Here is a 25,766-nt window from a genome sequence, read left to right on the forward strand (position 1 = left end):
TTATTCCTTTCTTTAAGGTAATTTTTCTTTTAAGAGTTCTATAAATTTTTCATCAAGAGCATCTAAATTTGGCAAAACAACATTTAAAATCAAATACATATCCCCATAAATATCACTTTTTCTATTTTGCACCCCATAACCTTTTAAACGAATTTTTTGGTTATTTTTTGAATTAGGTGTTATGTTAATTGTCGCTTCTTCCTTGCCTTCTTTGAGTGTTTTTATATTTATTTTTCCACCAAAAAGTGCAGTTTTTAAAGAAATATCAACCTTTTGATATAAATCATCATCTTCTCTTGTGTAAATAGGACTTTCTTCTATTTTTACAATAATGATTAAATCGCCTCTAGCTCCATTTCTGCTTTGTTTTCCTTTAGAGCGAATTCTTAGTTTCTCGCCTTCTTTTATACCGTGTGGAATTTTAAATTTAATGGTTTCGCCTTGAAAATTAAAACTATGTTCCCCGCCTTTAACAGCTTTTTCAAAAGGAATGTGAAGCTCTAGATTGCTGTCTAAATTTTCTTCTTCAAAACCTCCAAATCCTCCAAAACCACTGCTAAAGCCTTTTGAAGAAAAGCCGTTAAAACCCCCTCTTGAGCGTCCACCAAAGCCTCCTCCAAAGAGATCTTTTAAAATATCGTCTAAATTTACCCCACCAGTATTTCTTGAAAAATCATGAAAACTTTGTCCACCAAACATAGAATCGCCGTATTGGTCATACTGAGCTCGTTTTTTTTCATCACTTAAAATTTCATAAGCAGCATTAATTTCTTTAAATTTTTCTTCTGCACCTTTTTCTTTGTTGATATCAGGATGGTATTTTCTAGCTAGGCGACGGTAAGCTTTTTTTATTTCATCTGCACTAGCGTTTTTGCTAACTCCAAGAGTTTCGTATAAACTATTCATGTTATATTTCCTTAAAAATTTTTACTTGATTATATAAAGGATTAAATTATAACATAAACTTTAGCCTAAGTCAATCAAGTTTTATAAATTTTTATCACTCAAGGTTTTATTTACAATTTTGTAAATTTTCGGTTTTATACTATGAAGACAGTAAAATATTTTACGAGATAATTTATCTTTAAGAATAAAAGGAAATGAAATGAAAAAGATTTTTTTATCATTAAGTTTAGCGAGTGCTTTATTTGCTGCAAGTATTAATTTTAACGAATCAACTACAACGGCTAATCGTGTAAACCCTGCTGCTGGAAATGCAGTGCTTTCTTATCATGATTCTATTAAAGATGCAAAAAAATCAGTGGTTAATATTTCTACCTCAAAAACTATTACAAGAGCGAATCGTCCAAGCCCTTTGGATGATTTTTTTAATGATCCTTATTTTAAACAATTTTTTGATTTTGATTTTCCTCAAAGAAAAGGAAAAAATGATAAAGAAGTGGTGAGTTCTTTGGGATCAGGGGTGATTATTTCAAAAGATGGTTATATAGTAACAAATAATCACGTTGTAGATGATGCTGATACGATTACAGTAAATTTACCAGGAAGTGATACAGAATATAAAGCAAAACTTATAGGTAAAGATCCAAAAACAGATTTGGCTGTTATAAAAATAGAGGCTAATAATCTTTCAGCTATTACTTTCACAAATTCTGATGATTTAATGGAAGGAGATGTTGTTTTTGCACTTGGAAATCCTTTTGGAGTCGGTTTTAGTGTTACAAGTGGGATAATATCTGCTTTAAATAAAGACAATATAGGTTTAAATCAATATGAAAATTTTATACAAACAGATGCTTCTATTAATCCGGGAAATTCAGGTGGAGCTTTGGTGGATAGTCGTGGATATTTAGTAGGTATTAATTCAGCTATTCTTTCTCGCGGAGGTGGAAACAACGGCATAGGTTTTGCTATACCTTCAAATATGGTTAAAGATATAGCTAAAAAACTTATTGAAAAAGGCAAGATTGATAGAGGATTTTTAGGTGTGACTATTTCAGCTTTGCAAGGTGATACTAAAAAAGCTTACAAAAATCAAGAAGGAGCTTTGATTACTGATGTTCAAAAAGGTTCAAGTGCTGATGAAGCAGGGCTTAAGCGTGGAGATTTAGTTACTAAAGTTAATGATAAGGTTATAAAAAGTCCTATTGATCTTAAAAATTATATAGGAACTTTAGAGATTGGTCAAAAAATTTCATTAAGTTACGAAAGAGATGGAGAAAATAAGCAAGCAAGTTTTACTCTTAAAGGTGAAAAAGAAAATCCTAAAGGCGTACAAAGCGATTTGATTGATGGTTTGAGTTTGAGAAATTTAGATCCAAGACTTAAGGATCGTTTGCAAATTCCAAAAGATGTTAATGGTGTTTTGGTTGATAGTGTTAAAGAAAAGAGCAAAGGAAAAAATTCTGGTTTCCAAGAGGGTGATATTATCATAGGTGTTGGACAAAGTGAAATTAAAAATTTAAAAGATTTAGAACAAGCCTTAAAACAAGTTAGTAAAAAAGAATTTACTAAAGTTTGGGTATACCGCAATGGTTTTGCGACTTTGCTTGTGCTTAAATAAAAATAACGGAAGGATTTTCCTTTCGTTATAAATTTTAGTTTAAAATTAAAATTAAGTTTAAAATAAAGGAAAACTATGACAAATATTCTTATGATAGAAGACGATTTAGAATTAGCGGAAATTACAGCTGAATATTTGGAAAAATTTGATATGAAAGTTGATATAGCTCATGAGCCTTATATAGGTCTTTCTAAGCTCGCATTAAAAGAGTATCAGCTTATCATTTTAGACCTTTCTTTGCCAGGGCTTGATGGGCTTGAAGTGTGTGAAGAGATTCGTAAAAAGTATGATACACCTATTATTATTTCAAGTGCAAGACATGATATTACAGATAAGGTTAATGCTTTAGAGCTTGGAGCAGATGATTATCTACCAAAACCTTATAATCCAAAAGAATTACAAGCACGTATTAAAAGTCATTTAAGACGTATTTCAAATACAAAAAGCGCCATAGCAAAAAGTGTAAAAGATCTTGTTTATGATCAATATAAGCATATTATTACCATGAAAGGACAAGAGCTTACTTTAACTAATGCTGAATTTGATATTTTAAGCTATTTGATTAAAAAAGAGGGTGGAGTGGTAAGTCGTGAAGAGCTTGTTTATAATTGTTCTTCTATTAGTGAGGATTCTAGCAATAAAAGTATAGACGTTATTATTAGTAGAATTCGTCAAAAGATGGGAGATGATCCAAAAACTCCAAAATATATTCACTCTATACGTGGAATAGGTTATAAGCTTACTCAATGAACAAATCTTCGATTTTCTATACTATAACTTTTATTTTTATTTTTGCTGGGGTTAGTGTTATACTTGGCTTTTTGTGGCTTATAGAATACGATCAGCAAAATTATACTAGAGAATTAAATACAAAATATTCTTTAATAGCTAATGCAAGGCTCTTAAATTTTGCAGGAGTTATCAGTGAAAAAGAATTTGAAGAGCAGACAAAAAATTATAATAAAATGGATGAGATAACAGAAGCAAAGCAGATCCGTAAAATTCTTTTTAGAGGTGATGTTTTAGCTAGAGTTGAGGTTAATAATGGCTTAATCGAGATTATTTCTTATAATAGACAGGTGTATTTAAATATTATTTATGATGGAAAGGTTTATCTTTATAAGGATCAAGATTATCAAACCTATAGGTATTTTATTATCAAAGCTATAGCTGTAGCTGTGATTTGTATTCTTGTATTACTTTATATTTATATATTTAAAAAATTAAAACCACTCAAAAGACTTAAAAAACAAATTGATAAATTTGCCCAAGGAAAGCTTAGTGATATAGAAGATGTAAGCACTGGGGTGGATGAAATTTCACAAGTAAGTGAAGCTTTTTATCAAGCCATTGTTCAAATTCGAAAGCTAAACCAATCTCGTCAGTTTTTTTTAAGAAATATTATGCATGAACTCAAAACTCCTATTACTAAGGGGCTTTTAACTTTAGAAATGATAGAAGATAATAAATATAAAGAGCGCTTAAATGGGGTTTTTACTAGACTTGAAATTTTAATTAATGAATTTGCTGCTATTGAGCAAATTACTTCAGGGGCTGCTTTTATAAATAGAAAAAAATACAATATTTTAGATGTTTTAGATGAAGCCAAAGAAATTGCAATGCGAGATGATAGCAATATACGTATTTTTATGGAAGAAAGTTTTTTTGTAAATGTGGATTTTAAACTTTTTACTACGGCGATTAAAAATATGATAGATAATGGTATTAAACATTCTGAAGATGGGTTTGTGCAAATTGATATTATAGACGATTATATTTGTTTTAAAAATCGTGGTCCTGAGCTTAACAATACTTTAGAATATTATACTCAAGCTTTTACTCAAGGATCAAAACAAAAATCAAGTTTTGGATTAGGGCTTTATATTGTAAATACTATTTTAGAAACACATGGAATGAAGCTTGATTATTTATATGAAGATGGGGTAAATTTGTTTTATTTTAGAAATTTAAAAAGTGTTATTGTTAAGGAGTAAATTAATTTTTTGTATAAAAAATGCATTTTTGTGTAAAAACCCTTGACAAAGTTTTTTAATTTCACTATAATTACATTTTACTTTTAAATATTCCGGATTAGCTCAGCGGTAGAGTAGTCGGCTGTTAACCGATTGGTCGTAGGTTCGAATCCTACATCCGGAGCCACTTTTTAACTCCATTTTAATATTCGTAAATGTATTTTAACATAAAAAATTAATAAGTCTTTATCACAAAAAATTGTGATAAAGTTTTTATTTTGTTTGTTTAAGATTTTTGACAATTTTATCTATTTTTTTACTCGCCTTTTGATAATCCCCATCTTTAAGTTCTTCTAAAGCTTCAATAGCAAAATCAAAATCACCAAGTTCGTTATCATTAGAATTTTCTTGAAGATTTTTGACAATTTTATCTATTTTTTTACTCGCCTTTCGATAATCCCCATCTTTAAGTTCTTCTAGGGCATTAACAGCAAAAGAAAAATCTTCAACTTCATTAAGATAAGCTTCTATAGCTTCTTTTATTATAGCTGATTTTGGCTTAGAAAGATTTTTACTTAAATTATCCAAACGCTCCTTAAGCTCTAAAGGCATTCTAAAAGAATAAGTTTTTACATTGTGTTTCATTTTATCCTCCTTAAGAATGTTTTTTGTAAAATTTTATAATTTGCTTACAAGTTTTGCAGGTAAATTTGTGACCTTGTAGTTCTATTTTTTGATGAATGTTATAAGGAACATCGTGAATTTTACCAGGACAATTACAGATATAAAGATAAAATTGTGGATGCTCATTATCTTCATCTTCTGCTGCTTCAAAGCTAATATCACTGCCATCATCTGTAGATAAAGAAGAACTTCTCCATTTTTCAACTTTCATGTCTTCGTATAGTATGTGTTCTAAAAGCCACTTTTTAGCCACTATATAAAGTTTTTCTTTAAGATCATTGGTTGATTTGATATCTTTGATTAAATTAATCATGGTTTGGATGATTTCTTTATGTATTTTTCGATGTTCTTCTAAATTTGGATAGCCTATTAGCTGCATGTATTTTTCTTCATCATTAAAGTGATCTTTCATATAATTAAAAAATTCAGCCAAAAGTTCTTTGACTTCATTTTTACTTACAGATCTATCTGATACAACTTCAACTTTTGCAGCAAGTTCAAAAAGCTTTTTATGTTGCTCGTCAATTTTAGCATTGTGCACACTATAGCTATTATCCCATTTTGGAAGCATTTTAACTCCTTAAGGAAAAATTTATTTATATAAAAGGATTATAGATAAAAATAAATTAAATAAAAATGAAATTTTATTAAATAATTGATAAGAATTTTGATACAATGATATATATTTTAAGAGATTTGAAGTTAGAAAGATTTAAATTATGGCTGCTAAAATTTTACTTTTAGAAGATGATTTGAGTTTGAGTGAGATCGTTGAAGAGTTTTTAAATGATGAAGGATATGAAGTATTTTTATGCAATAATGCGCAAGAAGCTTTAGATATAGCTTATGAAAGATATTTTGATCTTTGGATTTTAGATGTAAAAGTTCCTTTAGGAGATGGATTTTCATTGCTTAAAGAATTAAGAAAAAGCGGAAAGCAAACTCCAGCAATTTTCATGACTTCTTTAAATACAACAAACGATTTAAAACAAGGCTTTGATGCAGGTTGTGATGATTATATAAAAAAACCTTTTGAACTTGCTGAGTTATCTATTAGGGTTAAAGCTTTGCTTAAAAGAGCTTTTTCACATAAAAATGAAGATTTTGAAGATTTAGGGGATGGATTTAGATTTGAATTTACTACACAAATTCTTTACTATAATAATAAAGCCTTGACTTTACCGAGTAAAGAAATTAAGCTTTTGTCTTTATTGCTTAAAAATAAAAACAACTTTTTAAGCACAGAGAGAATTTTTGAAGAACTCTGGGATTATGATGAGGAGCCTAGTGAGCTAAGTTTAAGGGCTTATGTGAAAAATTTACGTAAAATTTTAGGAAAAGAAAAAATTATAAATCAAAGAGGCAGGGGATATTGCTATGGCTAAAAAAGTCATTAGGCAAATTTTATTAATCTATCTAACAACTACAGGTATTTTTTTAACTATTTTTTTTGCATTATGGTATCAAAAATTATATGAAGAATTAGTTGTTTTAAAGGGTGCCACTTTGAGAGAAAATCATAGAAATATTGTTATAAGCATCTTAAATTCTCGTTTTACCCCTATAGATATAAGTGCAAAAAATATTGCTCAAAGCACAGCACTAAAATTTGCTATATTTGATGCTAAAAAGATTGTTTTTAGTAATATAGATTTTGATTTAAGAAAGGCAAAGATAGAGCTTAAAGGTGGAGGTATTTGTGATAATAAGGTTTTTTTCCTTGCTCCTATGAGTGCGGATCATTATTTTTTAAGACATGCTAGCAATGAAGAAGTAAATACTAACGATGGTTTGCAAATTTTAATACAGGGTGAAGATGTTGGTAAAGATCTTTTTTGGATTAGAACGAAAGTTTTTGGTTTTGCTATTATGGCTTTTTGCATATTGGGCTTAATATCTTATATTCTAGTAAAAATTGCTCTAAAGCCTTTAGAGGATAAAATCAGCACACTAAATCGTTTTATTAAAGATTCAACTCATGAACTCAATACTCCATTAAGTGTTATTTTGATGAGTATAGAACAACTTGAGCATCAAAATTTAGGAGATAATGCTAAATTTACAAGGATCAAGCTTGCTGCAAAAAGTTTGTCTCAAGTGTATTCTGATCTTGTTTTTTATAATTTTCCTAATACCTTAGAAACAGAAAAACAAAAATTTGATTTAAGAATGCTACTTGAAGAAAGATTGGAATATTTTAAAGTATTTTTTGAGCAAAAAAAAATTACACTAAAGCTTGATTTAAATCAAGCAAATATTTTTGCCCCTAAAAATCAAATTTCTAAATTGATTGATAATCTTATAAGCAATGCTATTAAATACAATAAAAAAGGTGGAGTAATTTCTATAATTTTGAAAGCCAATTTTTTAAGTATTGCGGATACAGGTTGTGGAATTTCAAAGTCAAATTTAAATCAAATTTTTGATAGATATACAAGATTTAATACCGATCAAGGAGGATTTGGTATAGGGCTTTCTTTGGTAAAAAAAGTTTGTGATGATAATGATATTAAGATTATTTGCGAATCTGTAGAAAATCAAGGGAGTGTTTTTAAATTAAATTGGTAATCAGCAAGAATTTTTCTTGCTGATAAGAGGTTAGAGCAGATATTACATCATTCCGCCCATACCACCCATACCACCCATTCCGCCCATACCGCTCATATCCGGCATAGCAGGTTTATCTTCTTTAATTTCACTAATTGTTGCTTCAGTAGTTAAAAGCATACTAGCTACAGAAACTGCATTGAGTAAAGCTACTCTTTCTACTTTAACAGGGTCGATAATTCCACTTTCAAGCATATTAACATATTCACCTTTTGCAGCATCAAATCCTGTGTTTTCATCTTTAGCATTTTCTACGCTATTTACAACCACACCTGCATCAAAGCCTGCATTTTCAGCAATTTGTCTTAAAGGTGCTCTTAAAGCTCTTTCAACGATAGCTGCGCCAATTGCTTCATCACCTTGTAGATCAAGTTTGATTTTAGCTTTTGCTTTGATAAGTGCTGCACCACCACCAATTACTATACCTTCTTCAACTGCTGCTTTAGTAGCACTTAAAGCATCATCAACACGATCTTTTTTCTCTTTCATTTCAGTTTCAGTTGCTGCACCTACTTTAATCACTGCAACACCACCGCTTAATTTTGCAAGTCTTTCTTGTAGTTTTTCTCTGTCATAATCTGAAGTTGTTTCAGCAATTTGTGCTTTGATTTGATTTACTCTTGCATCGATATTTGCTTTTTCACCTGCGCCATTTACTATGGTTGTATTGTCTTTATCGATAATTACGCTAGAAGCTTGTCCAAGATCTTGTATGGTCGCACTTTCAAGAGTTCTTCCAAGTTCTTCAGAAATCACTTCTCCGCCTGTTAAAATTGCTATATCTTCAAGCATAGCTTTTCTTCTATCGCCAAAACCTGGAGCTTTTACGGCTGAAATATTAAGAACACCGCGAAGTTTATTTACAACCAAAGTTGCAAGCGCTTCACCTTCAATATCTTCAGCGATAATTAAAAGTGGCTTGCCTGTTTTTTGAATTTGTTCTAAAACCGGTAATAAATCTTTTAAATTTGCAATTTTTTTATCAAAAAGCAGGATATAAGGGCTTGAAAGCTCTACTGTCATTTTTTCTGCATTAGTGATAAAATAAGGGCTTAAATAACCTCTGTCAAATTGCATACCTTCAACTACATTTAATTCATCATTGATTGATTTTGCCTCTTCAACAGTGATAACACCATCTTTGCCCACTTTTTCCATAGCATCAGCGATTAAATTTCCGATTTTTTCATCAGAGTTGGCTGAGATTGTAGCAACTTGTGCAATTTCTTTTTTATCTTTTACTTCGCGAGAAAGTTTTTTAAGTTCGCCTACTATAGCTTCGCAAGCCTTATCCATACCGCGTTTTACTTCAATAGGATTTGCACCTGCTGTGATATTTCTTAAACCTTCTTTGAAAATTGCATGAGCTAAAACCGTTGCAGTAGTTGTTCCATCCCCTGCTTGATCAGCTGTTTTGCTTGCTACTTCTCTTACAAGTGAAGCACCCATATTTTCAAGACTGTCTTTAAGTTCTACTTCTTTAGCAACACTTACGCCATCTTTAGTAATGCTTGGAGCACCAAAGCTTTTTTGGATTAAAACATTGCGTCCTCTTGGCCCCATAGTTACTTTTACCGCGTCATTAAGTTTTTTAACGCCCTCATAAAGTTTATTTCTTGCTTCATCTGAAAAAATAATTTCTTTTGCCATTTTTTATCCTTTTTATAAATTATTTTAAAATTCCTAAGATATCATCTAAATTTAAAACTAAATATTCATTATTATCAAGTTTAATTTCTGTTCCACCGTATTTAGCAAACACGATTTTATCACCATTTGCAATATCAGTGATTTCTTTACTTACTGCCACTACTTCACCCATTAAAGGCTTTTCTTTAGCATTATCTGGTATAATTATGCCTGAGGCTGTTGTTTTGGTTTCTTCAACGCGTTTAACTAGAACACGCTTTCCTAAAGGTTGAAAATTCATTTTTGTCCATCCTTAAAAATATTGATTTTAGCACTCTTTTATTTAGAGTGATAAAATCATACTATAAAAAATGAATTTTGTCAATACTTTAAATTAAAATATTTATAAAAGTTTAGTTTTATAGACTAAAGTTATTTTATAAAATAAACTAAAGGATAAAAATGAAAAAGATTTTTTATGGAGTTATAGCTTTTGTTGTTGTGCTTTTAATTGCTATTTATACCATACTTTTCACAAGTTTTGGTAATAATATAGTGGTAAATATAGCGCAAAAAAAGATCAAAGAAAGTGCGGGATTAGATGTAAATATCACGCATTTTAATTTACGTTTTTCAAGTCTTGAATTGCAAGCAAATATCGCAAATATGGCAGATTTTAATCTTAAGGGAGCTTTGAGTCCTTTTAAGCTTGGATTTGATCTTGACTATCTTATTTCTTTAAATCAAAATTATGCTAAAAATTTAGGTTTAAATTTAAATCAAAACCTTTCTTTTGGCGGTAAGATTCAAGGTAAAGCAAGTGATTTTACTTTAGATGGAAAAGGTTATTTATTAGGTTCAAATGTACTTTTAAATGCAAGAATGTATAATTACAGCCCTATTGCTTTAAATTTAGATGCGCAAAATCTTAAGATAGAAGAAATACTTCATCTTTTATCTTACCCTAGTTACGCTAAAGGTTTTTTAAATGCTCAAGCAAAAATTTCAGCACAGAATTTAAAACCTGATGGAAATATTATCATAAAACTTGATACAAGTTATATAAACTATGAGGCGATAAAAAAAGATTTTTCTTTAGACTTGCCTTTAAATTCTAATCCTAAAGCAGAAATTTTGGCCAATGTTAAAGAAGATAAGATTTATGCTGTAAGTAAAATTTACAATGATTATCTTAACTTACAAACTCAAAAAACTCTTTATGATATTAGCAAGAATGCTTTAAGTACTGATTTTAGTTTAAGTATTCCTTCTCTTGCAAAGCTTGAAAAGCTTACAAAAACTAGACTAAATGGTAGTTTGGGTGTGATAGGTCAAATAAGTGTTGTAAATAATATTTTATCAAGTTTAAATGCTCAAGTTATTGGACTTGGTGGAGAAGTAAAGGCAAGTTTGAAAAATAATAAAATTTTTGCAGATATTAATGAAGCAAGCTTGGAAAAATTATTAGCTCTTGCAGGATATGGAGCTTTGGTTTCTGGAAATTTAAATGCTAAACTTCTAAATGCAGATTTGGATTTTTCTAATTTTGATCTTGAAGCAAAAATAAACAATGCAAAACTTAACACCAATGAGCTTAAAAAAATAGCTAAAATAGAGCTTCCAAATACAATTTTTAGTTTTGATGCTAAAGCAAATGCAAAAAATAGTAATATTTCTTACAATGCTTTACTTGCTTCAAATTTGCTTAATATTAAAAAACTTCAAGGAACTTATAATTTAAAAAATAGTGAGTTAAATACAGATTTAAATGCTTTTATTGATGACTTGTCTCAGTTTAGTACTATAGCAGGACAAAAATTACAAGGTAAGGCAGATCTTACTGCAAAAGCTCATATTATAGGCACTCAAATACAAAATTTAAATGCAAATGCAAATTTGGCAGATGGTGTAATCAAGGCTGATTCAAATGGTAAAAAACTTGATTTAACCATTGATAAACTTGATTTATCTAAACTTTTTGTTATAGCAGGTATGCCAAATTATGCCAGTGGGATTGTTAATGCAAAAGTTAATTTAGATAATATCGATTTTAACAACCTTAATGGTAAAGCAAATTTAGAAGCTAAAGGTATTTTAAATGCTACAACTTTAAGTAACATTTTAAATAAAAATTTTCCAAACAATACAAGTTATGATTTAAATACCAAAATTAATTTTAAAAACAATATCGCTCAATTTGATTCCGTTTTAAATTCATCTTTAGCTGATCTTACAAAACTACAAGGAAGTTTTGATATAGGCAAAATGCTTTTAAATTCGGATTTTAGTCTAAAGATAAATGATTTTTCAAAACTAGGCTTTTTGTTGGATAGAAAACTTAAAGGTAAGGCAGAATTTAATGGAAAGGTAGGTTTTGATAAGAGTTTAAATTTTGTTGTAAATAGTCCAAATTTATTTGAAGGGAAGCTTCAAAGCACACTTAAAAATAACCTTTTGCTTGCTGATTTAAATGGAGTGGATTTAAGTAGTCTAGTTCAAAGTTTGGACTTTATGGATGTTTATCAAGGCAAGGCAGATGTGAAGGCAAATTACAATCTTTTAAGCGAAGAAGGCGAGGTTAATTTGGACATGAAAGAGGGTAAATTAAAACCAAATCTTATTACCAATGCTTTAAAAATTTTAACGCTAAAAGATATTACAAATGATGTTTATCGTACTGCTAATGCTAAAGCTTTGATTAAAAAAGAAAATATCAAACTTGATCTTAATATGCAAGCAGATCGTTCTTATATTTTAGTACAATCAGGAGCTTTAAATTCTAAAAGCGGGGCTTTAAATTTGCCTTTTGATATTAAACTCGATAGAGCCAATTTTAAAGGAAGTATTACAGGAACTACGGAAAATCCTAAAGTAAATTTAAATGCAGGAAGTGTGTTAAATTCTATTAAAAATGTAGTAGGTGGTGGTGTGAGTGATGGTGCTAAAAGTACAGGCGATAAAGTAGATAAAGCGGTAAATAAATTATTAAATAAGATTTTTTAAGGTAAAAAAATGTTTAATGGACTCATAAGAGAAATTGCTAAAGTTCAATCTTATCAAAACAATACTTTAAGTTTAAAAGCAAAATATCGCCCAAATCTTGGCGATAGTATAGCTGTGAATGGAGCTTGTTTGAGTGTGACAAAACTTTATGAGGGAGGTTTTGAAGTGGAGCTTTCTCGTGAAAGTCGCACTCATATAGCTATAGAAAATTTAAAAGATAAAGTTCATATAGAACCTGCTTTAAGATACGGCGATAGAATTGATGGACATCTTATGCAAGGACATATTGATTTTATCGGCACACTTGAAAAGATTCAAAAAGATGAAAATGGAGTGGATTTTTATATATCTTTACCTAAAGAAGCTATGAAATTTATGGTAGAAAAAGGAAGTATAGGCGTTGATGGAGTAAGTCTTACTATCAATGAAATTTTAAAAAATGGTATTAGGCTTACTATTATTCCTATTACTTTTAAAGAAACGCTTTTTAAAGACTATCAAGTAGGTAGAAAAATCAACATAGAAAGTGATTTGCTTGCTCGTTATATTTATGCACAATTACAAGGTAAAAACAAAGGATTATCATGGGAAGAAGTGGAAAGAATTTCTTATCTTTATTAGAAAATGATAAAGTCGGTATTTTTTGTGCTTTTGATAAGGATTATAATGTTTTTAGGGCTAAAATTCATAATGAGAATTTATTTTCTCATTTAGGTTTTAAAGACATTGAAAAATGTGTTTTTATGGATCAAATTCACTCTCATAAAGTTATTATTTATGATAAAAATTTAAAAAATCTCAGTTGCGATGGGATTATAAGCAAGGAAAAAAATACGGCTCTTTGTGTTTTAAGTGCGGATTGTTTGCCTTTAATTTTATATCATGAAAGTGGCATTATAGCAGCTTTGCATTCAGGTAGAAAAGGAAGCTTTGAAAATATCCTAAAAGAATGCGTTGATCAAATTGCTATGCAAAATTCACATTTAGATAAGAATAAATTTCATCTTTTTATCCTGCCTGGAATTTGTGCTAAAAATTATGAAATAGATGGAGAAATTTTAGAATTTGCTAAAAAAGAATTTAAAGAATTTGTTCAAGACGATAAACTTGATTTAAAAGCTTTAGTAAAATTTCAAGCGCAAAATTTAGGCATTGAAAATATTAAAGATTGTGGAATTTGTAGCTTTGATGATGAGAGTTTTTTTTCTTATCGTCGAGATAAAACGACTAAGCGTTTTGTGAGTGTGGTTTATTTAAAGGATTAAAATGTACGAAAGAAAAGATTTAAGAGTGTTAAAAATCATTCAAAAAGCTAGAGAATTTGGCGATGGGGATTTGTTAAATGAAGCTTTGGTGAAACAATTGATTGATGCAGATTTTTGTGAAATTAATGAAAAAGAAAAAGAAGAGCTTGCAACTCTTCTAAATTCTTTAATCAATGCAAAAGATAAAGCGTTGTTGAGTAATTAAAATTCTATATAGTTTTCAAAATCTTCTTCTTTTGGAGGATTAGGTTGATTCGAGGCTAGGGCTTCTTTAACAACCTGCTCGTATCCAGCTATGATATGTTTAAAATTCTCTTTCGCTTTTCCACTAAGTTCTGATTTGGCGATTTTTACAACAGATGCAGGATTTATAGCTTTATTGTTTAAATATACTCCAAAATGCAAATGAGGCCCTGTGCTCATACCTGTTGAACCAACATATGCAATTACTTGTCCTTGATTTACCTTTTGTCCGTTTTTAATTTTTGCAAAACGACTAAGATGAGCATATAAAGTCATATAACCTGAGTCATGCTTGATTTGAATTACATTTCCATAACCACCTTTTGTGCCTATAAAGGTTACTACTCCTTTGCCAGCACTTTTTACAGGAGTTCCAGTAGGTGCAGCATAGTCTATACCAAGATGGGCGCGATAGCGTTTTAATATAGGATGATATCTTGCTGTTGTAAAAGGAGAGGAAATTCTAGTGTAGTTCACAGGTTTTGTAAGTAAAAAAGATTCTAATTCTTTGCCATCGCGATCATAGAATATATCATTATAAGAAAAGACTTCTCTAGCGCTTTTATTGATTTCTACCATTGCCATTTTTATATTTATATCGCCCCAAAGTTTACCCATGCGTCTTTTTTGTTCATAATATAGGGTTACTTCATCACCTTTTTGGATATTGCGAAAATTTATACTTCCTCGAAAAGCACGAACCATAGCACGAGCTAAAGTACTGCTACCGCTTTCTTCATAGACATCTTGATAAGCAGAGCTTTTAATGGTTAAATGTAAAATTCTATCTTCTTTTTGATAAGATACAGGAGTAAAAGCAAGAGTGTATTGTCCATCTTTATCTTTATAGATATGAATTTGTAAATCATCACTAATTGGAATTAAAACTTGTTCTATGTTGTTGTTTTCATCTTTTAAAACTTGATATTTTATTTTATAGGCTATATCAGAAGCAAGTTCTTGATCTTCTCTATCAAGTCCATAATAAAGCGACATAGGTATGGAATTTCTTTGTAAGAATTTAAGCAAGGTATCTCCATTATCCCAAGTTAGCTCTTCAACACTTAAAGCTGCAAAACTTTGAACAACAAAAATAAATAAAAGCAATAATTTTTTCATGAGATAACCTTAATTTTTAAAAGAATTTTGAAATTTAAAAGCTATATTTTACTTTATTTTTCTTACAATTGCTTAACAAAAAAGGATTATAATTCTATAAATTTTTATTTAAGGAGCAAATTTGTTTAAAACTATAGTGTGTTTTTTAGCTTTAAACCTTAGCCTCTTTGCGGTTGGATTTGATTTAAAACCTATAAAAAGTGAACTTGTAAAAGTTGATGATATTTATGGTTATATTAAAGATAGTGATGATATAAAACTTTATTCAAGTGGCGTAGTAGTACAACATTTTAGCAATTCGCAAAGTATCATCGCTAGAGCAAGTGTTATAGATAAAAAAAATAGTTTGGCAAAATTAGAATTTAGCGTTTTTTCAGCTCTTAAGCAAGATGCTTTGCCTTTGCCAAATGTTTTACCTAAAGTAGGTGATGAGGTTGTTTTAAATTTTCTTTATGATAGAGGATTGGTAATTGCTCCTGATGAACAAACTTATAATGAACTTGTTAGAGAATTTCCGCAGATATATTTTACCCATATTGACATTTTTGGAGCACAATTAATTAGAACGGCCACTCTTTCTCCTAAGCGTTCAGATTTTAGGCAATTTTGTGATGATAATGCGGTTGGCATTTTGGTTGTGGCTTTGGAAAATCAAGCAGAAGTTGTAGATTGTCAAGATTTTAATAAGCTTTATGAAGTGCCTATAAGCAAGCCAACTAGCGTTCAGGTTCCTTTTTATTCTCGTATAGGTGGATATAAAAGTAATTTTTTTGATTTTAACTCTCAAGAAATAGGAAATTATTATAGGTATTATGATGCTTTGATTAATCTTCCTAAGGTGCAATAAACATGAAAAAAGAATTTGAACAATATTTTAAACGATTTTTAGGAGAAGAAAACGCTTATTTTGATGAAATTCACAAAAGAGCTTATAGCTATGATGCGACAAAAAAACATTATTTACCCGATGGGGTTCTTTTTCCAAGAAATGAAGAAGATATTGCTCAAATTTTAAAATTTTGCAATGAAAATAATATCATAGTCATACCACGAGGCTCAGGATCTGGTTTTACAGGAGGAGCTTTAGCTGTTAATGGCGGGGTGGTGCTTGCTTTTGAAAAGCATATGAATAAAATTTTAGAAATTGATCTTGAAAATTTAGTGGCTGTTGTGCAACCTGGGGTTATTAATATACATTTACAAAAAGAAGTGGCTAAATACGGACTTTTTTATCCGCCTGATCCTGCTAGCATGGAGTATTCTAGCTTAGGGGGTAATGTAAGCGAAAATGCTGGGGGAATGAGAGCTGCAAAATATGGCATTACAAAAGATTACGTGATGGCTTTAAGGGCTGTTTTGCCTAGCGGAGAAATCATTCGTGCAGGAAAACGCACTATTAAAGATGTAGCAGGTTATAATTTGGCAGGAATTTTAATCGCTAGTGAAGGTTCTTTGGCAGTTTTAAGTGAGCTTACTTTAAAATTAATACCTTTACCTAAATTCAAAAAAACTGCTTTTGCTATTTTTCCAAGTGTAAAAAGTGCTATGAATGCGGTTTACAAAAGTCTTGCTAGCGGTGTAAGTCCTGTATCTATGGAATTTTTAGACAATCTTAGCATTAGAGCGGTTGAGAGTAAATTTAATAAAGGTTTGCCTATAGAAGTGGGTGCTATTTTGATTGCTGATGTGGATGGTAATGTTAAAGAAGCTATTGATGAGGATTTAAGAAATTTAGAATATTATTTTTTAGAAGCTGGAGCTAGTGAATTTAAAATAGCAAAAGATGAACAAGAAGCCGCAGATATTTGGTTTGCTAGAAGGAATTGTTCTCAAAGTATTGCCATGTATGGGGCTTTAAAACTTAATGAAGATATTACAGTTCCGCGTTCTAAACTACCTGCTTTGCTTGAAGGTATAGATGAGATTTCTAAAAGATATGGTTTTAAAATTCCTTGTTTTGGGCATACAGGGGATGGAAATGTGCATACTAATGTTATGATTCCTGATAAAAATGATAAAGAGCAGGTGAAAAAAGGCTACGAAGCTGTAGAAGAGATTTTTAAATTAACAGTGAAACTTGGAGGAACTTTAAGCGGAGAGCATGGTATCGGACTCTCTAAAGCACCTTTTATGAATTTAGCTTTTTCTGAAGCCGAAATGAATTTAATGAGAAATATTAAAAAAGCTTTTGATCCAAATAATATATTAAATCCTTTTAAAATGGGACTTTAGAAGGTGAAAAATTTTTTTACTATTTTGCTAAATTTGCGCGATAAGGAAATTTTAAATTATGCAGCAGCGCTTAGTTTTTATACTGTATTATCTTTAATACCTATTTTATTTGTATGTTTTTCTGTTTTTACGCAAATTTCCAGTTTTAAAGCTTATTATGAAAAAGCAAAGCAAGTAATTTTTGCTTTTTTAATACCAACGCAACAAGATATTGTTGCTACTTACATCGATACTTTTTTAAAAAATAGTGTAAATTTGGGTATTGTAGGTCTTATTGCTATGGCATTTACTTCTTTAGCTTTTTTTTCAGGCTATGATTTTGTAATCAATCGCATTACTAAAAATGAACCTAAAGGACTTTGGCAAAGCATTAGTTCTTATTGGACTCTTTTGACTCTTGTTCCTTTAGGGCTTGGGCTTAGTTTTTATATTTCAGGTTTTATCCAACAAACTTTAGATGATTATAAAATAGGGTTTAATTTTTTTGAAATTTTACCCTTTGTAATTATTTGGGGTTTATTTTTTATATCTTATTCAAGTTCTGTTCATAAGGGAACTCTTAAAAGTTTAGCTTTAGTATCTTTTGGAGCGGGTGCTATTTGGTATATAGGAAAAAATTTATTTGTATATTATGTGGTATATAATAAAACATACGCTAGTGTTTATGGATCTTTTTCTACTATTTTATTCTTTTTTATTTGGATTTATATTTCTTGGATTATTTATCTTTTTGGGCTTAAACTCTATTATTTTCTAAATCACAATCATAATGAAGGGAATAAAATTCGCAAAAATACAAAGAAAAGCTAGATATTTAAATCGCACAGAGATTAAAGAAGCAATAAGATAACTTATAAAAATCCAAAACGGGATATGGATATTAGTTCCATAAATTTTAAATTTAAAAAATTCATCCAAGATAAAATTGAGCAAATCTCCATAGTTTATAAGATGCAAAAATAATACTAAAGGATAAAATATTACAAAAATTCCACTCAAAATAATACCTAAAATTTGTTGGTAGCTTATAAGTGGAAAAAAATAAAGCACAGGTAAAACCATAGCAAAAAAAGTCCAAATATTAAGCAAAATAATATTTATAAGATTATTAAATTTATTTGCAAAATGATGCATATATAAAAAAATATAAAAAACACCTAAAATAGAAAATAAAAATCCAATACTAAATAAAAGTCTAGGGTAAAGAGAAATGCACAATAAAATACTACAAAAAAGTGTAAAGAAATTAATAATTTTTATATTTTTACACAATAGATAAAAAACCCAAAAAGCCATAATCAAGGAGCGCACAAAAGAAGGGACAAACCCTATTAAACAAGCATAAGCTAAAAGTAGTGTAAAAATTAAAATACTTAAATCTAAACGTAAATTTCTATAAGGAAAATATCTTTTTTGGAAAAAACTATAAATTGGAGCTAAAATAAAGAAAACTAAGCTAAAAAGTAAGCCTATGTGATAACCGCTAATTGCTATAAGGTGTGCTATGCCGTAGTAATTTACATCGTTTCTAAGCTCTAAAGATATGGGCAGTGCAAAAAATAAAGCACCATAAAATTCTTTAATTTTTTCATTTGTATGTTGATTTAAGAAGTAAGATATAATGGGATTGTATTCTTTTTCTTTTAATTTTTTAAAATCATAAGAAGGTGCATAAAAACTTTTGCTCAGATAGTCTTTAAAGTTAATATTATGGGTAATAATTCTAAGGCTTAAAAGTTGATTCTTGCTTAAATTTAAATCCTTAAAACTTGTAGTATAAAAAGTGAAGTTTTCAGTTTGTAGCTTTAAAACCCAGTATTTTTTATTTTTTTTATTATATTTTATATATTGGTGCGTTAATAGAGCGTTACTTATAAAGTAATGTTTTTGGTTTTTAAAGTTTAAAAAATTATTATATTCTAAAAGGATATTAAAAATAAAAATAATAACAACAGATAAAAATAAATAATGAAATTCTTTAAAAGAGTAAAAAAAAGAATTCCATAGAGACATTATTTTTTGGAAAATTTACTTAAATAAAACCAAATTATTCCAGCTAAAAATAATAAAAATAAAGGAGCAGCATAAGGATATAAACTCAGTTTATCAAAAATTGCTTCAATAATATACCCAAAAGTATAAGCAGTAAAACCTAGAACAATAGCCCATGACAAACTAGCTAGAGTATTGATAATAAAAAATTTAATAAAATTATATTTTGCCATACCTGCAGCTATAGGAATGAAAGTTTTTAAACCATAAATAAATTTTTGAGTTACAAATAAAATAATTCCGTGTTGTTTTGTTTTCATCATAGCAAGGGCTAGCTTGCGTCGGTGTTTTTTAAAATAAGGCATAATATCTTTTTTATAATATTTTCCAAGTATAAAAAGCAAAGTTGAACCTATGGTATTAGCAATAAAAGCAAGAGAAATGCAAAAACTAAGATCCATTTTTCCTTGAGAACTTAAAACTCCTGCAGCTAAAATTCCAACCATTCCACCTCCTAAAGAGTAAAAGAATAAAACAATATAACCATATTTTATTAAAGTATCAATCATATCTTGCATAATAAACCTTATTTAGCGTATTCTACAGCTCTAAGTTCACGTATAACATTGACTTTAATTTCGCCAGGATATTGCATTTTTTCTTGAATTTCAGCTGCTATTTCCTTAGCCAAAAGTACACTTTCATCATCATTAACAAGCTGAGCATTGGCTATGACGCGAATTTCTCTTCCGGCATTGATTGCATAGGCATTTTTAATTCCTTCTTTACTTTTAGCGATATCTTCTAGCTCACTGACTCTTCTTAAGAAAGCTTCTAACACTTCTCTTCTAGCTCCAGGTCGTGCAGCACTTAAAGTGTCTGCTGCACAAACAGCTGCTGATTCTATGCTTGTAGCTTCTTCGTGTCCATGGTGTGCGTAAATAGCATTGATTACTACAGGATGCTCTTTATAGCGTTTGCAAAGTTCTGCACCTAAATCCACATGAGATCCTTCAAAATCATGGGTTAATGCTTTTCCTATATCATGTAAAATTCCCGCGCGACGCGCTAAATTTTCATCTCCACCACATTCAGCAGCAATGATTCCTGCAAGGTGAGCCACTTCCAAAGAATGTGCTAAAGCGTTTTGTCCATAGCTTGCTCGGTATTTGAGTTTCCCTATGAGTTTTACAATTTCAGGGTGTATTTTATTTAAACCTAGATCCATAACTATGGTTTCTCCTTCTTCTAGAATAGCACTATCAAATTCTTTGCATACTTTTTCGTGAATTTCTTCTATGCGCGCGGGTTGAATTCTGCCATCTTCAACTAAAAGCTCTATAACTTTTGTAGCAATAGCACGGCGATAAAGATTAAAGCAACTTACTATAATAGCACCTGGTGTGTCATCGATGATAATATCAACACCTAAAACCATTTCTAAGGTTTTAACATTGCGTCCTTCTTTACCAATGATACGTCCTTTAAGTTCATCGTTTTTAATGTTAATAACATTGATAAGTCTTTCAGCCGCAAATTCACCTGCAAAACGAGAGGTAGCTTGAGCAATGATGAAATTAGCTTTTCTTTTGGCTTCATTTTTTGCTTCTTCTTCATATTTTCTTACTATATGTGCAATTTGCTCGCGAGAATTTTCTTCTACTTTTTTAAGAATGATTGCTTTAGCTTCATTTTGTGTAAGTCCTGTAGAATGTTCTAAAATTTTTAAAACATCGTCAAGTTTTTCTTGATATTTATTTTTTAATTTATCAACATCAGATTGTAAGTCTTGAATGTGTTTTTGTGACTTACAAAGGTATTCTTTATCTTCTTTTAGTTTTTCTTCTTCTTGCTGAAGTTTTTGTTCTTTTTTAGAAAGATCATCAAATTTTTGATTAAAATCTTTTTGAATTTTGTGAGTTTTTTCTTCATATTTTTTTTTAACTTCTAATTCTGCATTAAGAATTGAATTTTTTGCATCTTTTAAAATAAGCTCTGCTTCGTATTCTATAGCTTTGGCTTTAGCTTTAGCTTGCTCTACGAAAATTTCATATTTGGCATCATTGATTTTTTTTGCAACTAAATATCCTATACCGAGTCCGACTATAGCGGCTATAAGTGCGATAAGTGATTCTATCATTTTTTCTTTCTTTCTTGTAATATTTTTTATAAGGGTTTATGTATAATTTTCCTGAAATATCATGCTTTTGTGTTAGATTATTTTGACTTAAAGCATCTATACTTTGGACAAATATTATATGAGGTTTGTAATTTAAATTTTCAAAAAATCTATCATAAAAACCTTGCCCATGTCCTATTCTTTTTAAATTTTTATCGACGCCAATTACAGGCACAATAGCTAAATCAATTTTTGCTTTAAAAAAAGAATCTATAGGCTCTAAAACCCCAAACCTTTTTTTAATAAAAGGCAATCTTAATTTTACAATTTTTAAACTTTTATCTTGCATAAATGGAACAAAAAGTTTGTAATTTTTATTAAGAATATGGCGAAATTTTATTAAGTTTGGTTCATAATGCAAAGGAATAAAAATTAAAATATTTTTAGCTTTAAATAGTTTTATTATTTTAAGACATTCTTTAAATATTTTATAATCTTGTTTGAAATTTAGTTTTGAATGTTTGAAAAGGCGTATTTTTTGCAATGCCCTGAAATCTGTTTTTTCCATTAATATGCCTTTAAAAAAATATTATCTTATGTATGTTATAATTTTAGCATTTTTATAAAGAAGAATAAAGGATTGATAAATAATGAAAATTAAAAAAATACTTTTACTAGTGATAATATCTTGTTTGTTTGTTGCTTGTAGCAATGATAAAGAAAAGCAGCAAAATGATGTAAATTTAAGCACCGAGACAAGTATAAATCAAAGTGATGATATGAATTTTAAACTTAATTTGATTGATGGAGGATCAATTTCAGTTAAAAAAGAAAATGCCGTTTTAAATTTCAACGATGAAGATAAGGCAACTTTGTTTGTATTTTTTACCACTTGGTGTACCCCTTGCATTGCTGAAATCCCTCATCTTAATAAATTACAAGAAAAGTATAACAATGATTTTAATATAGTTGGAGTTTTATTAGAGGATAAGTCTAATGAGGAGATTCAAAAATTTATAGAACAACATAAAATATCTTATAAAGTCTCCAATGGTGAAAATAACTATCTTTTAGCTAAAGTTTTAGGTGGGGTAAATGGAATTCCTACCATGTTTCTTTACAACAAGCATTCTAAATTGATTAATCAGTATTTAGGGCTTATTCCTGAAGAAATGCTAGAAATCGATATACAAAAGGCTATACTTTAATGTTTAATTTTTTTAAAAAAGGACTTACAAAAACTCTTGAAAATATTATTGGAGTTAAAGGAGAGAATAAAAAGATAACCAAAGATTTGCTTGAAGAAATTTTGCTTGAAGCAGATGTAAGTTATGAAATAGTTGAAGAGATAATTTATTATTTACCACCTCAAAATGAAGTAAAAAAAGAAGATTTAAAGCGTGTTATGGGTTCTTATTTTCTTTATGAAAAAAAAGAAACCAATCAAGAAAAACCTTTTGTAGAACTTATTTTAGGAGTAAATGGAGCAGGAAAAACAACAAGTATTGCCAAACTTGCTTATTTATATAAAAACCAAAATCAAAAAGTGATTTTAGGAGCGTGTGATACTTTTAGAGCAGGTGCGATTGAACAATTAAAACTTTGGGCACAAAAAGTGGATGTAGATATAGTTTTAACTGCACAAGGGCATGATCCTTCAGCGGTTGCTTTTGATACCATTTCTAAAGCAAAAGCAAAGGATTTTGATAGAGTTATTATCGATACAGCAGGGCGTTTGCAAAATCAAAAAAATTTAGCCCATGAGCTTGAAAAAATTGTGAGAATTTCAAACAAAGCTTTAGAAGGTGCACCCCATAGAAAAATTTTAGTTTTAGATGGAACACAGGGAAATGCTGGAATTTTACAAGCTAAAGCTTTTAATGAGCTTGTAAAACTTGATGGTGTGATTATCACAAAGCTTGATGGGACAGCTAAAGGGGGTGCACTTTTTAGTATAGCAAGAGAGCTTGAGCTTCCTATTTTTTATGTAGGCGTGGGTGAGCAAATGACGGATTTACAAGAATTTAATGCAAATGCTTACTTAGATACTTTATTAGATCCTATTTTTGAATAATGGCAAAAAATAAAGCACTTTTTGAATGCCAAGCTTGTGGAAATCAACAAAGCAAATGGCTTGGAAAATGTCCTGATTGTGGAGCTTGGGATAGTTTTATAGAATTAAAAGCTGAGCAAATTAAAGTTTTAAAAGAGCTTGCACAAGTTAGTATGAAAACAAGTGAGGCTGTTTGTATTGAAGATGTGGAGTTAGAACATTTTACAAGATACAGCACAGATGATAATGAGCTTGATTTGGTTTTAGGCGGAGGGCTTGTTGAAGGTTCTTTAGTGCTTATAGGCGGAAGTCCAGGTGTGGGAAAATCTACGCTTTTGTTAAAAATTGCTTCAAATTTAGCTAAACAGGGTAAAAAAGTGCTTTATGTCAGTGGCGAAGAAAGTAAAACCCAGATTAAATTAAGAGCTGATCGTCTTGAGGCTAATACTCCGAATTTATTTTTACTTACTGAACTTTGCCTTGAAAATATTTTAGAAGAATTGCACAAAAAAGATTATAGCATTCTTATCGTTGATTCTATACAAACTCTATATTCAAATAAAATCACTTCAGCAGCAGGAAGCATCACTCAGGTGCGTGAGATTACTTTTGAACTTATGCGTGTTAGCAAGGCTTATAATATCAGTACTTTTATCATAGGGCATATTACTAAAGAAGGTGCTATAGCAGGGCCTAGGGTTCTTGAGCATATGGTAGATGTGGTGCTTTATTTTGAAGGAGATGCCACTAAAGAAATCAGACTTTTAAGAGGCTTTAAAAATCGTTTTGGTGGAACGAATGAAGTAGGTATTTTTGAGATGACTGCTAAAGGTTTGATCAGCGCAAAAGATTTGGCAAATCGTTTTTTTACTCGTGGAAAGGCTATTTCAGGAAGTGCTTTAGGTGTTGTGATGGAAGGATCTCGTGCTTTGGTTTTAGAAGTTCAAGCTTTAGTGTGTGAAAGTTCTTATCCAAAGCGTAGCGCTACGGGATATGAAAAAAATCGCTTAGATATGCTTTTGGCTTTGCTTGAAAGAAAGCTTGAAATTCCTTTAGGACATTATGATGTATTTGTAAATATTAGTGGCGGAGTAAAAGTAAGCGAAACTGCGGCGGATTTGGCTGTGGTTGCAGCTATTATTTCAAGTTTTAAAAATCGCCCTTTGAGCAAAGATAGTATTTTTATAGGGGAGCTTAGTTTAAATGGAGAAATTAGAGAGGTTTTTAGCCTTGATACGCGTTTAAAAGAAGCTAAAATGCAAAAATTTAAAAATGCCATTGTTCCTTCTAAGCCTTTGGAAGATATAGGGCTTAAGTGTTTTGTTGCTAAAGAACTTTCGCAAGTTTTAGAATGGATGTAAATTTTCATTAAAATATAAGTAAGATTTTGCTAAAATTTCGAGTTTAGAATAAAATTTTTGAGGAAACCATGAAAGATTTATTTTTATTTAGCTCTTTGCTTGATGCAAGTCATACTTTTTCTTATTTTTTTCACATAGGTTTGGTAGCTTTAATTGCTGTTATAGTGGCTATGATGGCTACTCGTTCTATGCAACTTGTTCCACGCGGTATGCAAAATTTAGGTGAGGCTTTTTTAGAGGGAGTTTTATCTATGGGTAGAGATACCATGGGAAGTGAAAAAGGTGCAAGAAAATATCTTCCTTTGGTTGCAACTTTGGGGATTATAGTGTTTTTTAGTAATATTATAGGTATAATACCTGGTTTTCACGCTCCAACTGCAAGTTTAAATTTGACTTTGTCCTTGGCTATTATAGTTTTTGTATATTATCATTTTGAGGGTATTAGGGCACAAGGTTTTGTAAAGTATTTTGCTCATTTCATGGGACCTATTAAACTTTTAGCTCCTTTGATGTTTCCTATAGAGATAGTTTCTCATCTTTCTCGTGTGGTTTCTTTGTCCTTCCGTTTGTTTGGAAATATTAAAGGTGACGATTTATTTTTGATGGTAATTTTAGCTTTAGTTCCTTATATAGCTCCGCTTCCTGCTTATGTGCTTTTAACTTTTATGGCATTTTTACAAGCTTTTATTTTTATGATTTTAACTTATGTATATTTAGCGGGTGCAACTGTTGTTGAGGAAGGTCATTGATCTATATTTTAGAATTTTTTAAAGGTGCATCTTTAGCTTTAATGCTTTTGTGCACCTTTTTTCTCCTTTTTAAATTTATATCTTATTTTTATCTTGTTTTGGGGTTTATTTTTAGCCTGCTTTTATTTTTGGTTTTTATGTTGTTTATAGAAAACTATGAACTTAAAAATCAGAAAAAATAGTTGTTTTATAATTTCATAATTTTAAAATTAA

The 25,766-nt window shown here is 29.9% G+C and carries 26 protein-coding genes, 1 tRNA gene and 1 pseudogene; 18 read left to right on the forward strand and 10 right to left on the reverse strand.

The features are described 5' to 3' along the window. Positions 1–12: 12 nt before the first annotated feature. A complete protein-coding gene (locus tag AJ932_RS04275; protein WP_002870990.1) occupies positions 13–906 on the reverse strand; it encodes a DnaJ family protein in 894 nt (297 codons plus the stop codon). Positions 907–1,105: 199 nt separating this feature from the next. On the opposite strand from AJ932_RS04275, the gene htrA reads away from it, so the two are divergent. From htrA to AJ932_RS04295, 4 genes are all read left to right on the forward strand, one after another. Continuing rightward, complete coding sequence (gene htrA / locus AJ932_RS04280; RefSeq protein ID WP_004305601.1) at positions 1,106–2,524, forward strand: serine protease HtrA; 1,419 nt, start codon at positions 1,106–1,108, stop codon at positions 2,522–2,524. Positions 2,525–2,599: 75 nt separating this feature from the next. Further along, positions 2,600–3,274, forward strand: coding sequence for a response regulator transcription factor (locus AJ932_RS04285; protein ID WP_002777451.1), 675 nt, complete (start codon positions 2,600–2,602; stop codon positions 3,272–3,274). Beyond that, entirely contained in the window at positions 3,271–4,518 is a 1,248-nt protein-coding gene (locus AJ932_RS04290; RefSeq protein WP_004305599.1) for an ArsS family sensor histidine kinase, read from the forward strand. The genes AJ932_RS04285 and AJ932_RS04290 overlap by 4 nt, the downstream gene beginning before the upstream one ends. Positions 4,519–4,609: 91 nt before the next feature. Further along, positions 4,610–4,684 (forward strand) — tRNA-Asn (locus AJ932_RS04295). A gap of 218 nt (positions 4,685–4,902) precedes the next feature. Here the strand turns inward: AJ932_RS04295 and AJ932_RS10780 are convergent. Both AJ932_RS10780 and AJ932_RS04305 read right to left on the reverse strand, forming a co-directional pair. Beyond that, a pseudogene (locus tag AJ932_RS10780) lies at positions 4,903–5,142 on the reverse strand (ribbon-helix-helix domain-containing protein); the annotation flags it as partial. 10 nt (positions 5,143–5,152) lie between these two features. Continuing rightward, on the reverse strand, positions 5,153–5,752 hold the full coding sequence (locus AJ932_RS04305; RefSeq protein ID WP_002861919.1) for a bacteriohemerythrin: 600 nt from the start codon (positions 5,750–5,752) through the stop codon (positions 5,153–5,155). Positions 5,753–5,900: 148 nt separating this feature from the next. Here AJ932_RS04305 and dccR point away from each other — a divergent pair, with 148 nt between their 5' ends. Both dccR and dccS read left to right on the forward strand, forming a co-directional pair. Further along, the gene (gene dccR, locus AJ932_RS04310; protein ID WP_070274380.1) at positions 5,901–6,566 is read left to right on the forward strand and encodes a two-component system response regulator DccR; all 666 of its coding nucleotides are present in this window, start codon (positions 5,901–5,903) and stop codon (positions 6,564–6,566) included. After that, the gene (gene dccS, locus AJ932_RS04315) at positions 6,559–7,749 is read left to right on the forward strand and encodes a two-component system sensor histidine kinase DccS (RefSeq protein WP_070248815.1); all 1,191 of its coding nucleotides are present in this window, start codon (positions 6,559–6,561) and stop codon (positions 7,747–7,749) included. The genes dccR and dccS overlap by 8 nt, the downstream gene beginning before the upstream one ends. Before the next feature lie 42 nt (positions 7,750–7,791). Here the strand turns inward: dccS and groL are convergent, their stop codons facing one another. Further along, positions 7,792–9,438, reverse strand: a complete 1,647-nt coding sequence (gene groL, locus AJ932_RS04320) for a chaperonin GroEL (RefSeq protein WP_070278213.1) — start codon at positions 9,436–9,438, stop codon at positions 7,792–7,794. A gap of 19 nt (positions 9,439–9,457) precedes the next feature. Continuing rightward, entirely contained in the window at positions 9,458–9,718 is a 261-nt protein-coding gene (gene groES, locus AJ932_RS04325) for a co-chaperone GroES (protein WP_002825273.1), read from the reverse strand. Positions 9,719–9,879: 161 nt separating this feature from the next. On the opposite strand from groES, the gene AJ932_RS04330 reads away from it, so the two are divergent. The 4 genes from AJ932_RS04330 to AJ932_RS04345 are packed head-to-tail and all read left to right on the forward strand — an operon-like array spanning position 9,880 to position 13,890. Further along, positions 9,880–12,420, forward strand: coding sequence for a hypothetical protein (locus AJ932_RS04330; RefSeq protein WP_044780095.1), 2,541 nt, complete (start codon positions 9,880–9,882; stop codon positions 12,418–12,420). A 9-nt stretch (positions 12,421–12,429) separates the two neighbouring features. Further along, positions 12,430–13,041 (forward strand): riboflavin synthase, encoded by a 612-nt coding sequence (locus AJ932_RS04335; RefSeq protein WP_044780094.1) that lies wholly within the window; start codon positions 12,430–12,432, stop codon positions 13,039–13,041. Beyond that, positions 13,005–13,685: a polyphenol oxidase family protein gene (locus AJ932_RS04340; protein WP_002861915.1), complete on the forward strand. Its 681-nt coding sequence runs from the start codon at positions 13,005–13,007 to the stop codon at positions 13,683–13,685. Before AJ932_RS04335 ends, AJ932_RS04340 begins: the two co-directional genes overlap by 37 nt. A gap of 1 nt (position 13,686) precedes the next feature. Next, positions 13,687–13,890: a hypothetical protein gene (locus tag AJ932_RS04345; RefSeq protein ID WP_002853612.1), complete on the forward strand. Its 204-nt coding sequence runs from the start codon at positions 13,687–13,689 to the stop codon at positions 13,888–13,890. Here AJ932_RS04345 and AJ932_RS04350 read toward each other — a convergent pair. Continuing rightward, positions 13,887–15,047, reverse strand: a complete 1,161-nt coding sequence (locus tag AJ932_RS04350; protein WP_002852845.1) for a M23 family metallopeptidase — start codon at positions 15,045–15,047, stop codon at positions 13,887–13,889. The two genes, AJ932_RS04345 and AJ932_RS04350, sit on opposite strands and share 4 nt — an antisense overlap. Positions 15,048–15,168: 121 nt before the next feature. On the opposite strand from AJ932_RS04350, the gene AJ932_RS04355 reads away from it, so the two are divergent. From AJ932_RS04355 to AJ932_RS04365, 3 genes are read left to right on the forward strand one after another with little or no spacing between them, the layout of a single operon-like run. Further along, positions 15,169–15,894: a plasminogen-binding N-terminal domain-containing protein gene (locus AJ932_RS04355; protein WP_070278211.1), complete on the forward strand. Its 726-nt coding sequence runs from the start codon at positions 15,169–15,171 to the stop codon at positions 15,892–15,894. Between the two features lie 2 nt (positions 15,895–15,896). Continuing rightward, the gene (locus tag AJ932_RS04360) at positions 15,897–17,279 is read left to right on the forward strand and encodes an FAD-linked oxidase C-terminal domain-containing protein (RefSeq protein WP_044780093.1); all 1,383 of its coding nucleotides are present in this window, start codon (positions 15,897–15,899) and stop codon (positions 17,277–17,279) included. A 3-nt stretch (positions 17,280–17,282) separates the two neighbouring features. After that, a complete protein-coding gene (locus AJ932_RS04365; RefSeq protein WP_044779068.1) occupies positions 17,283–18,089 on the forward strand; it encodes a YihY/virulence factor BrkB family protein in 807 nt (268 codons plus the stop codon). Here AJ932_RS04365 and AJ932_RS04370 read toward each other — a convergent pair. From AJ932_RS04370 to AJ932_RS04385, 4 genes are read right to left on the reverse strand one after another with little or no spacing between them, the layout of a single operon-like run. Beyond that, a complete protein-coding gene (locus AJ932_RS04370) occupies positions 18,033–19,292 on the reverse strand; it encodes a ComEC/Rec2 family competence protein (RefSeq protein WP_044780092.1) in 1,260 nt (419 codons plus the stop codon). The two genes, AJ932_RS04365 and AJ932_RS04370, sit on opposite strands and share 57 nt — an antisense overlap. Then, positions 19,292–19,849, reverse strand: a complete 558-nt coding sequence (locus AJ932_RS04375) for a DedA family protein (protein WP_044780091.1) — start codon at positions 19,847–19,849, stop codon at positions 19,292–19,294. Before AJ932_RS04375 ends, AJ932_RS04370 begins: the two co-directional genes overlap by 1 nt. A gap of 8 nt (positions 19,850–19,857) precedes the next feature. After that, entirely contained in the window at positions 19,858–21,411 is a 1,554-nt protein-coding gene (rny, locus tag AJ932_RS04380; RefSeq protein WP_044780090.1) for a ribonuclease Y, read from the reverse strand. Then, on the reverse strand, positions 21,332–21,958 hold the full coding sequence (locus AJ932_RS04385) for a 5-formyltetrahydrofolate cyclo-ligase (RefSeq protein WP_002860439.1): 627 nt from the start codon (positions 21,956–21,958) through the stop codon (positions 21,332–21,334). The genes rny and AJ932_RS04385 overlap by 80 nt, the downstream gene beginning before the upstream one ends. 82 nt (positions 21,959–22,040) lie before the next feature. On the opposite strand from AJ932_RS04385, the gene AJ932_RS04390 reads away from it, so the two are divergent. The 5 genes from AJ932_RS04390 (at position 22,041) to AJ932_RS10785 (ending at position 25,735) form a co-directional block, all read left to right on the forward strand. Further along, positions 22,041–22,598, forward strand: coding sequence for a TlpA family protein disulfide reductase (locus AJ932_RS04390; protein WP_044780089.1), 558 nt, complete (start codon positions 22,041–22,043; stop codon positions 22,596–22,598). Next, positions 22,598–23,464, forward strand: a complete 867-nt coding sequence (gene ftsY, locus AJ932_RS04395; RefSeq protein ID WP_002880578.1) for a signal recognition particle-docking protein FtsY — start codon at positions 22,598–22,600, stop codon at positions 23,462–23,464. Before AJ932_RS04390 ends, ftsY begins: the two co-directional genes overlap by 1 nt. Beyond that, positions 23,464–24,804, forward strand: coding sequence for a DNA repair protein RadA (gene radA / locus AJ932_RS04400; protein WP_044794125.1), 1,341 nt, complete (start codon positions 23,464–23,466; stop codon positions 24,802–24,804). The genes ftsY and radA overlap by 1 nt, the downstream gene beginning before the upstream one ends. 68 nt (positions 24,805–24,872) lie before the next feature. Further along, a complete protein-coding gene (locus AJ932_RS04405) occupies positions 24,873–25,553 on the forward strand; it encodes a F0F1 ATP synthase subunit A (RefSeq protein WP_002858390.1) in 681 nt (226 codons plus the stop codon). Continuing rightward, positions 25,550–25,735, forward strand: coding sequence for a hypothetical protein (locus tag AJ932_RS10785; RefSeq protein WP_044779077.1), 186 nt, complete (start codon positions 25,550–25,552; stop codon positions 25,733–25,735). The genes AJ932_RS04405 and AJ932_RS10785 overlap by 4 nt, the downstream gene beginning before the upstream one ends. Positions 25,736–25,766 lie beyond the last annotated feature (31 nt).

The sequence above is a fragment of the Campylobacter sp. BCW_6873 genome (assembly GCF_001762365.1).
Taxonomy (GTDB): Bacteria; Campylobacterota; Campylobacteria; order Campylobacterales; family Campylobacteraceae; genus Campylobacter_D; species Campylobacter_D jejuni.

Excerpts from the sequence above, each read along its gene's own strand:
- AJ932_RS04275 (WP_002870990.1), bottom strand. The coding sequence starts at position 906 with ATGAATAGTTTATACGAAACTCTTGGAGTTAGCAAAAACGCTAGTGCA.
- htrA (WP_004305601.1), top strand. The coding sequence starts at position 1,106 with ATGAAAAAGATTTTTTTATCATTAAGTTTAGCGAGTGCTTTATTTGCT.
- AJ932_RS04285 (WP_002777451.1), top strand. The coding sequence starts at position 2,600 with ATGACAAATATTCTTATGATAGAAGACGATTTAGAATTAGCGGAAATT.
- AJ932_RS04290 (WP_004305599.1), top strand. The coding sequence starts at position 3,271 with ATGAACAAATCTTCGATTTTCTATACTATAACTTTTATTTTTATTTTT.
- AJ932_RS04305 (WP_002861919.1), bottom strand. The coding sequence starts at position 5,752 with ATGCTTCCAAAATGGGATAATAGCTATAGTGTGCACAATGCTAAAATT.
- dccR (WP_070274380.1), top strand. The coding sequence starts at position 5,901 with ATGGCTGCTAAAATTTTACTTTTAGAAGATGATTTGAGTTTGAGTGAG.
- dccS (WP_070248815.1), top strand. The coding sequence starts at position 6,559 with ATGGCTAAAAAAGTCATTAGGCAAATTTTATTAATCTATCTAACAACT.
- groL (WP_070278213.1), bottom strand. The coding sequence starts at position 9,438 with ATGGCAAAAGAAATTATTTTTTCAGATGAAGCAAGAAATAAACTTTAT.
- groES (WP_002825273.1), bottom strand. The coding sequence starts at position 9,718 with ATGAATTTTCAACCTTTAGGAAAGCGTGTTCTAGTTAAACGCGTTGAA.
- AJ932_RS04330 (WP_044780095.1), top strand. The coding sequence starts at position 9,880 with ATGAAAAAGATTTTTTATGGAGTTATAGCTTTTGTTGTTGTGCTTTTA.
- AJ932_RS04335 (WP_044780094.1), top strand. The coding sequence starts at position 12,430 with ATGTTTAATGGACTCATAAGAGAAATTGCTAAAGTTCAATCTTATCAA.
- AJ932_RS04340 (WP_002861915.1), top strand. The coding sequence starts at position 13,005 with ATGGGAAGAAGTGGAAAGAATTTCTTATCTTTATTAGAAAATGATAAA.
- AJ932_RS04345 (WP_002853612.1), top strand. The coding sequence starts at position 13,687 with ATGTACGAAAGAAAAGATTTAAGAGTGTTAAAAATCATTCAAAAAGCT.
- AJ932_RS04350 (WP_002852845.1), bottom strand. The coding sequence starts at position 15,047 with ATGAAAAAATTATTGCTTTTATTTATTTTTGTTGTTCAAAGTTTTGCA.
- AJ932_RS04360 (WP_044780093.1), top strand. The coding sequence starts at position 15,897 with ATGAAAAAAGAATTTGAACAATATTTTAAACGATTTTTAGGAGAAGAA.
- AJ932_RS04370 (WP_044780092.1), bottom strand. The coding sequence starts at position 19,292 with ATGTCTCTATGGAATTCTTTTTTTTACTCTTTTAAAGAATTTCATTAT.
- AJ932_RS04375 (WP_044780091.1), bottom strand. The coding sequence starts at position 19,849 with ATGCAAGATATGATTGATACTTTAATAAAATATGGTTATATTGTTTTA.
- rny (WP_044780090.1), bottom strand. The coding sequence starts at position 21,411 with ATGATAGAATCACTTATCGCACTTATAGCCGCTATAGTCGGACTCGGT.
- AJ932_RS04385 (WP_002860439.1), bottom strand. The coding sequence starts at position 21,958 with ATGGAAAAAACAGATTTCAGGGCATTGCAAAAAATACGCCTTTTCAAA.
- AJ932_RS04390 (WP_044780089.1), top strand. The coding sequence starts at position 22,041 with ATGAAAATTAAAAAAATACTTTTACTAGTGATAATATCTTGTTTGTTT.
- ftsY (WP_002880578.1), top strand. The coding sequence starts at position 22,598 with ATGTTTAATTTTTTTAAAAAAGGACTTACAAAAACTCTTGAAAATATT.
- radA (WP_044794125.1), top strand. The coding sequence starts at position 23,464 with ATGGCAAAAAATAAAGCACTTTTTGAATGCCAAGCTTGTGGAAATCAA.
- AJ932_RS04405 (WP_002858390.1), top strand. The coding sequence starts at position 24,873 with ATGAAAGATTTATTTTTATTTAGCTCTTTGCTTGATGCAAGTCATACT.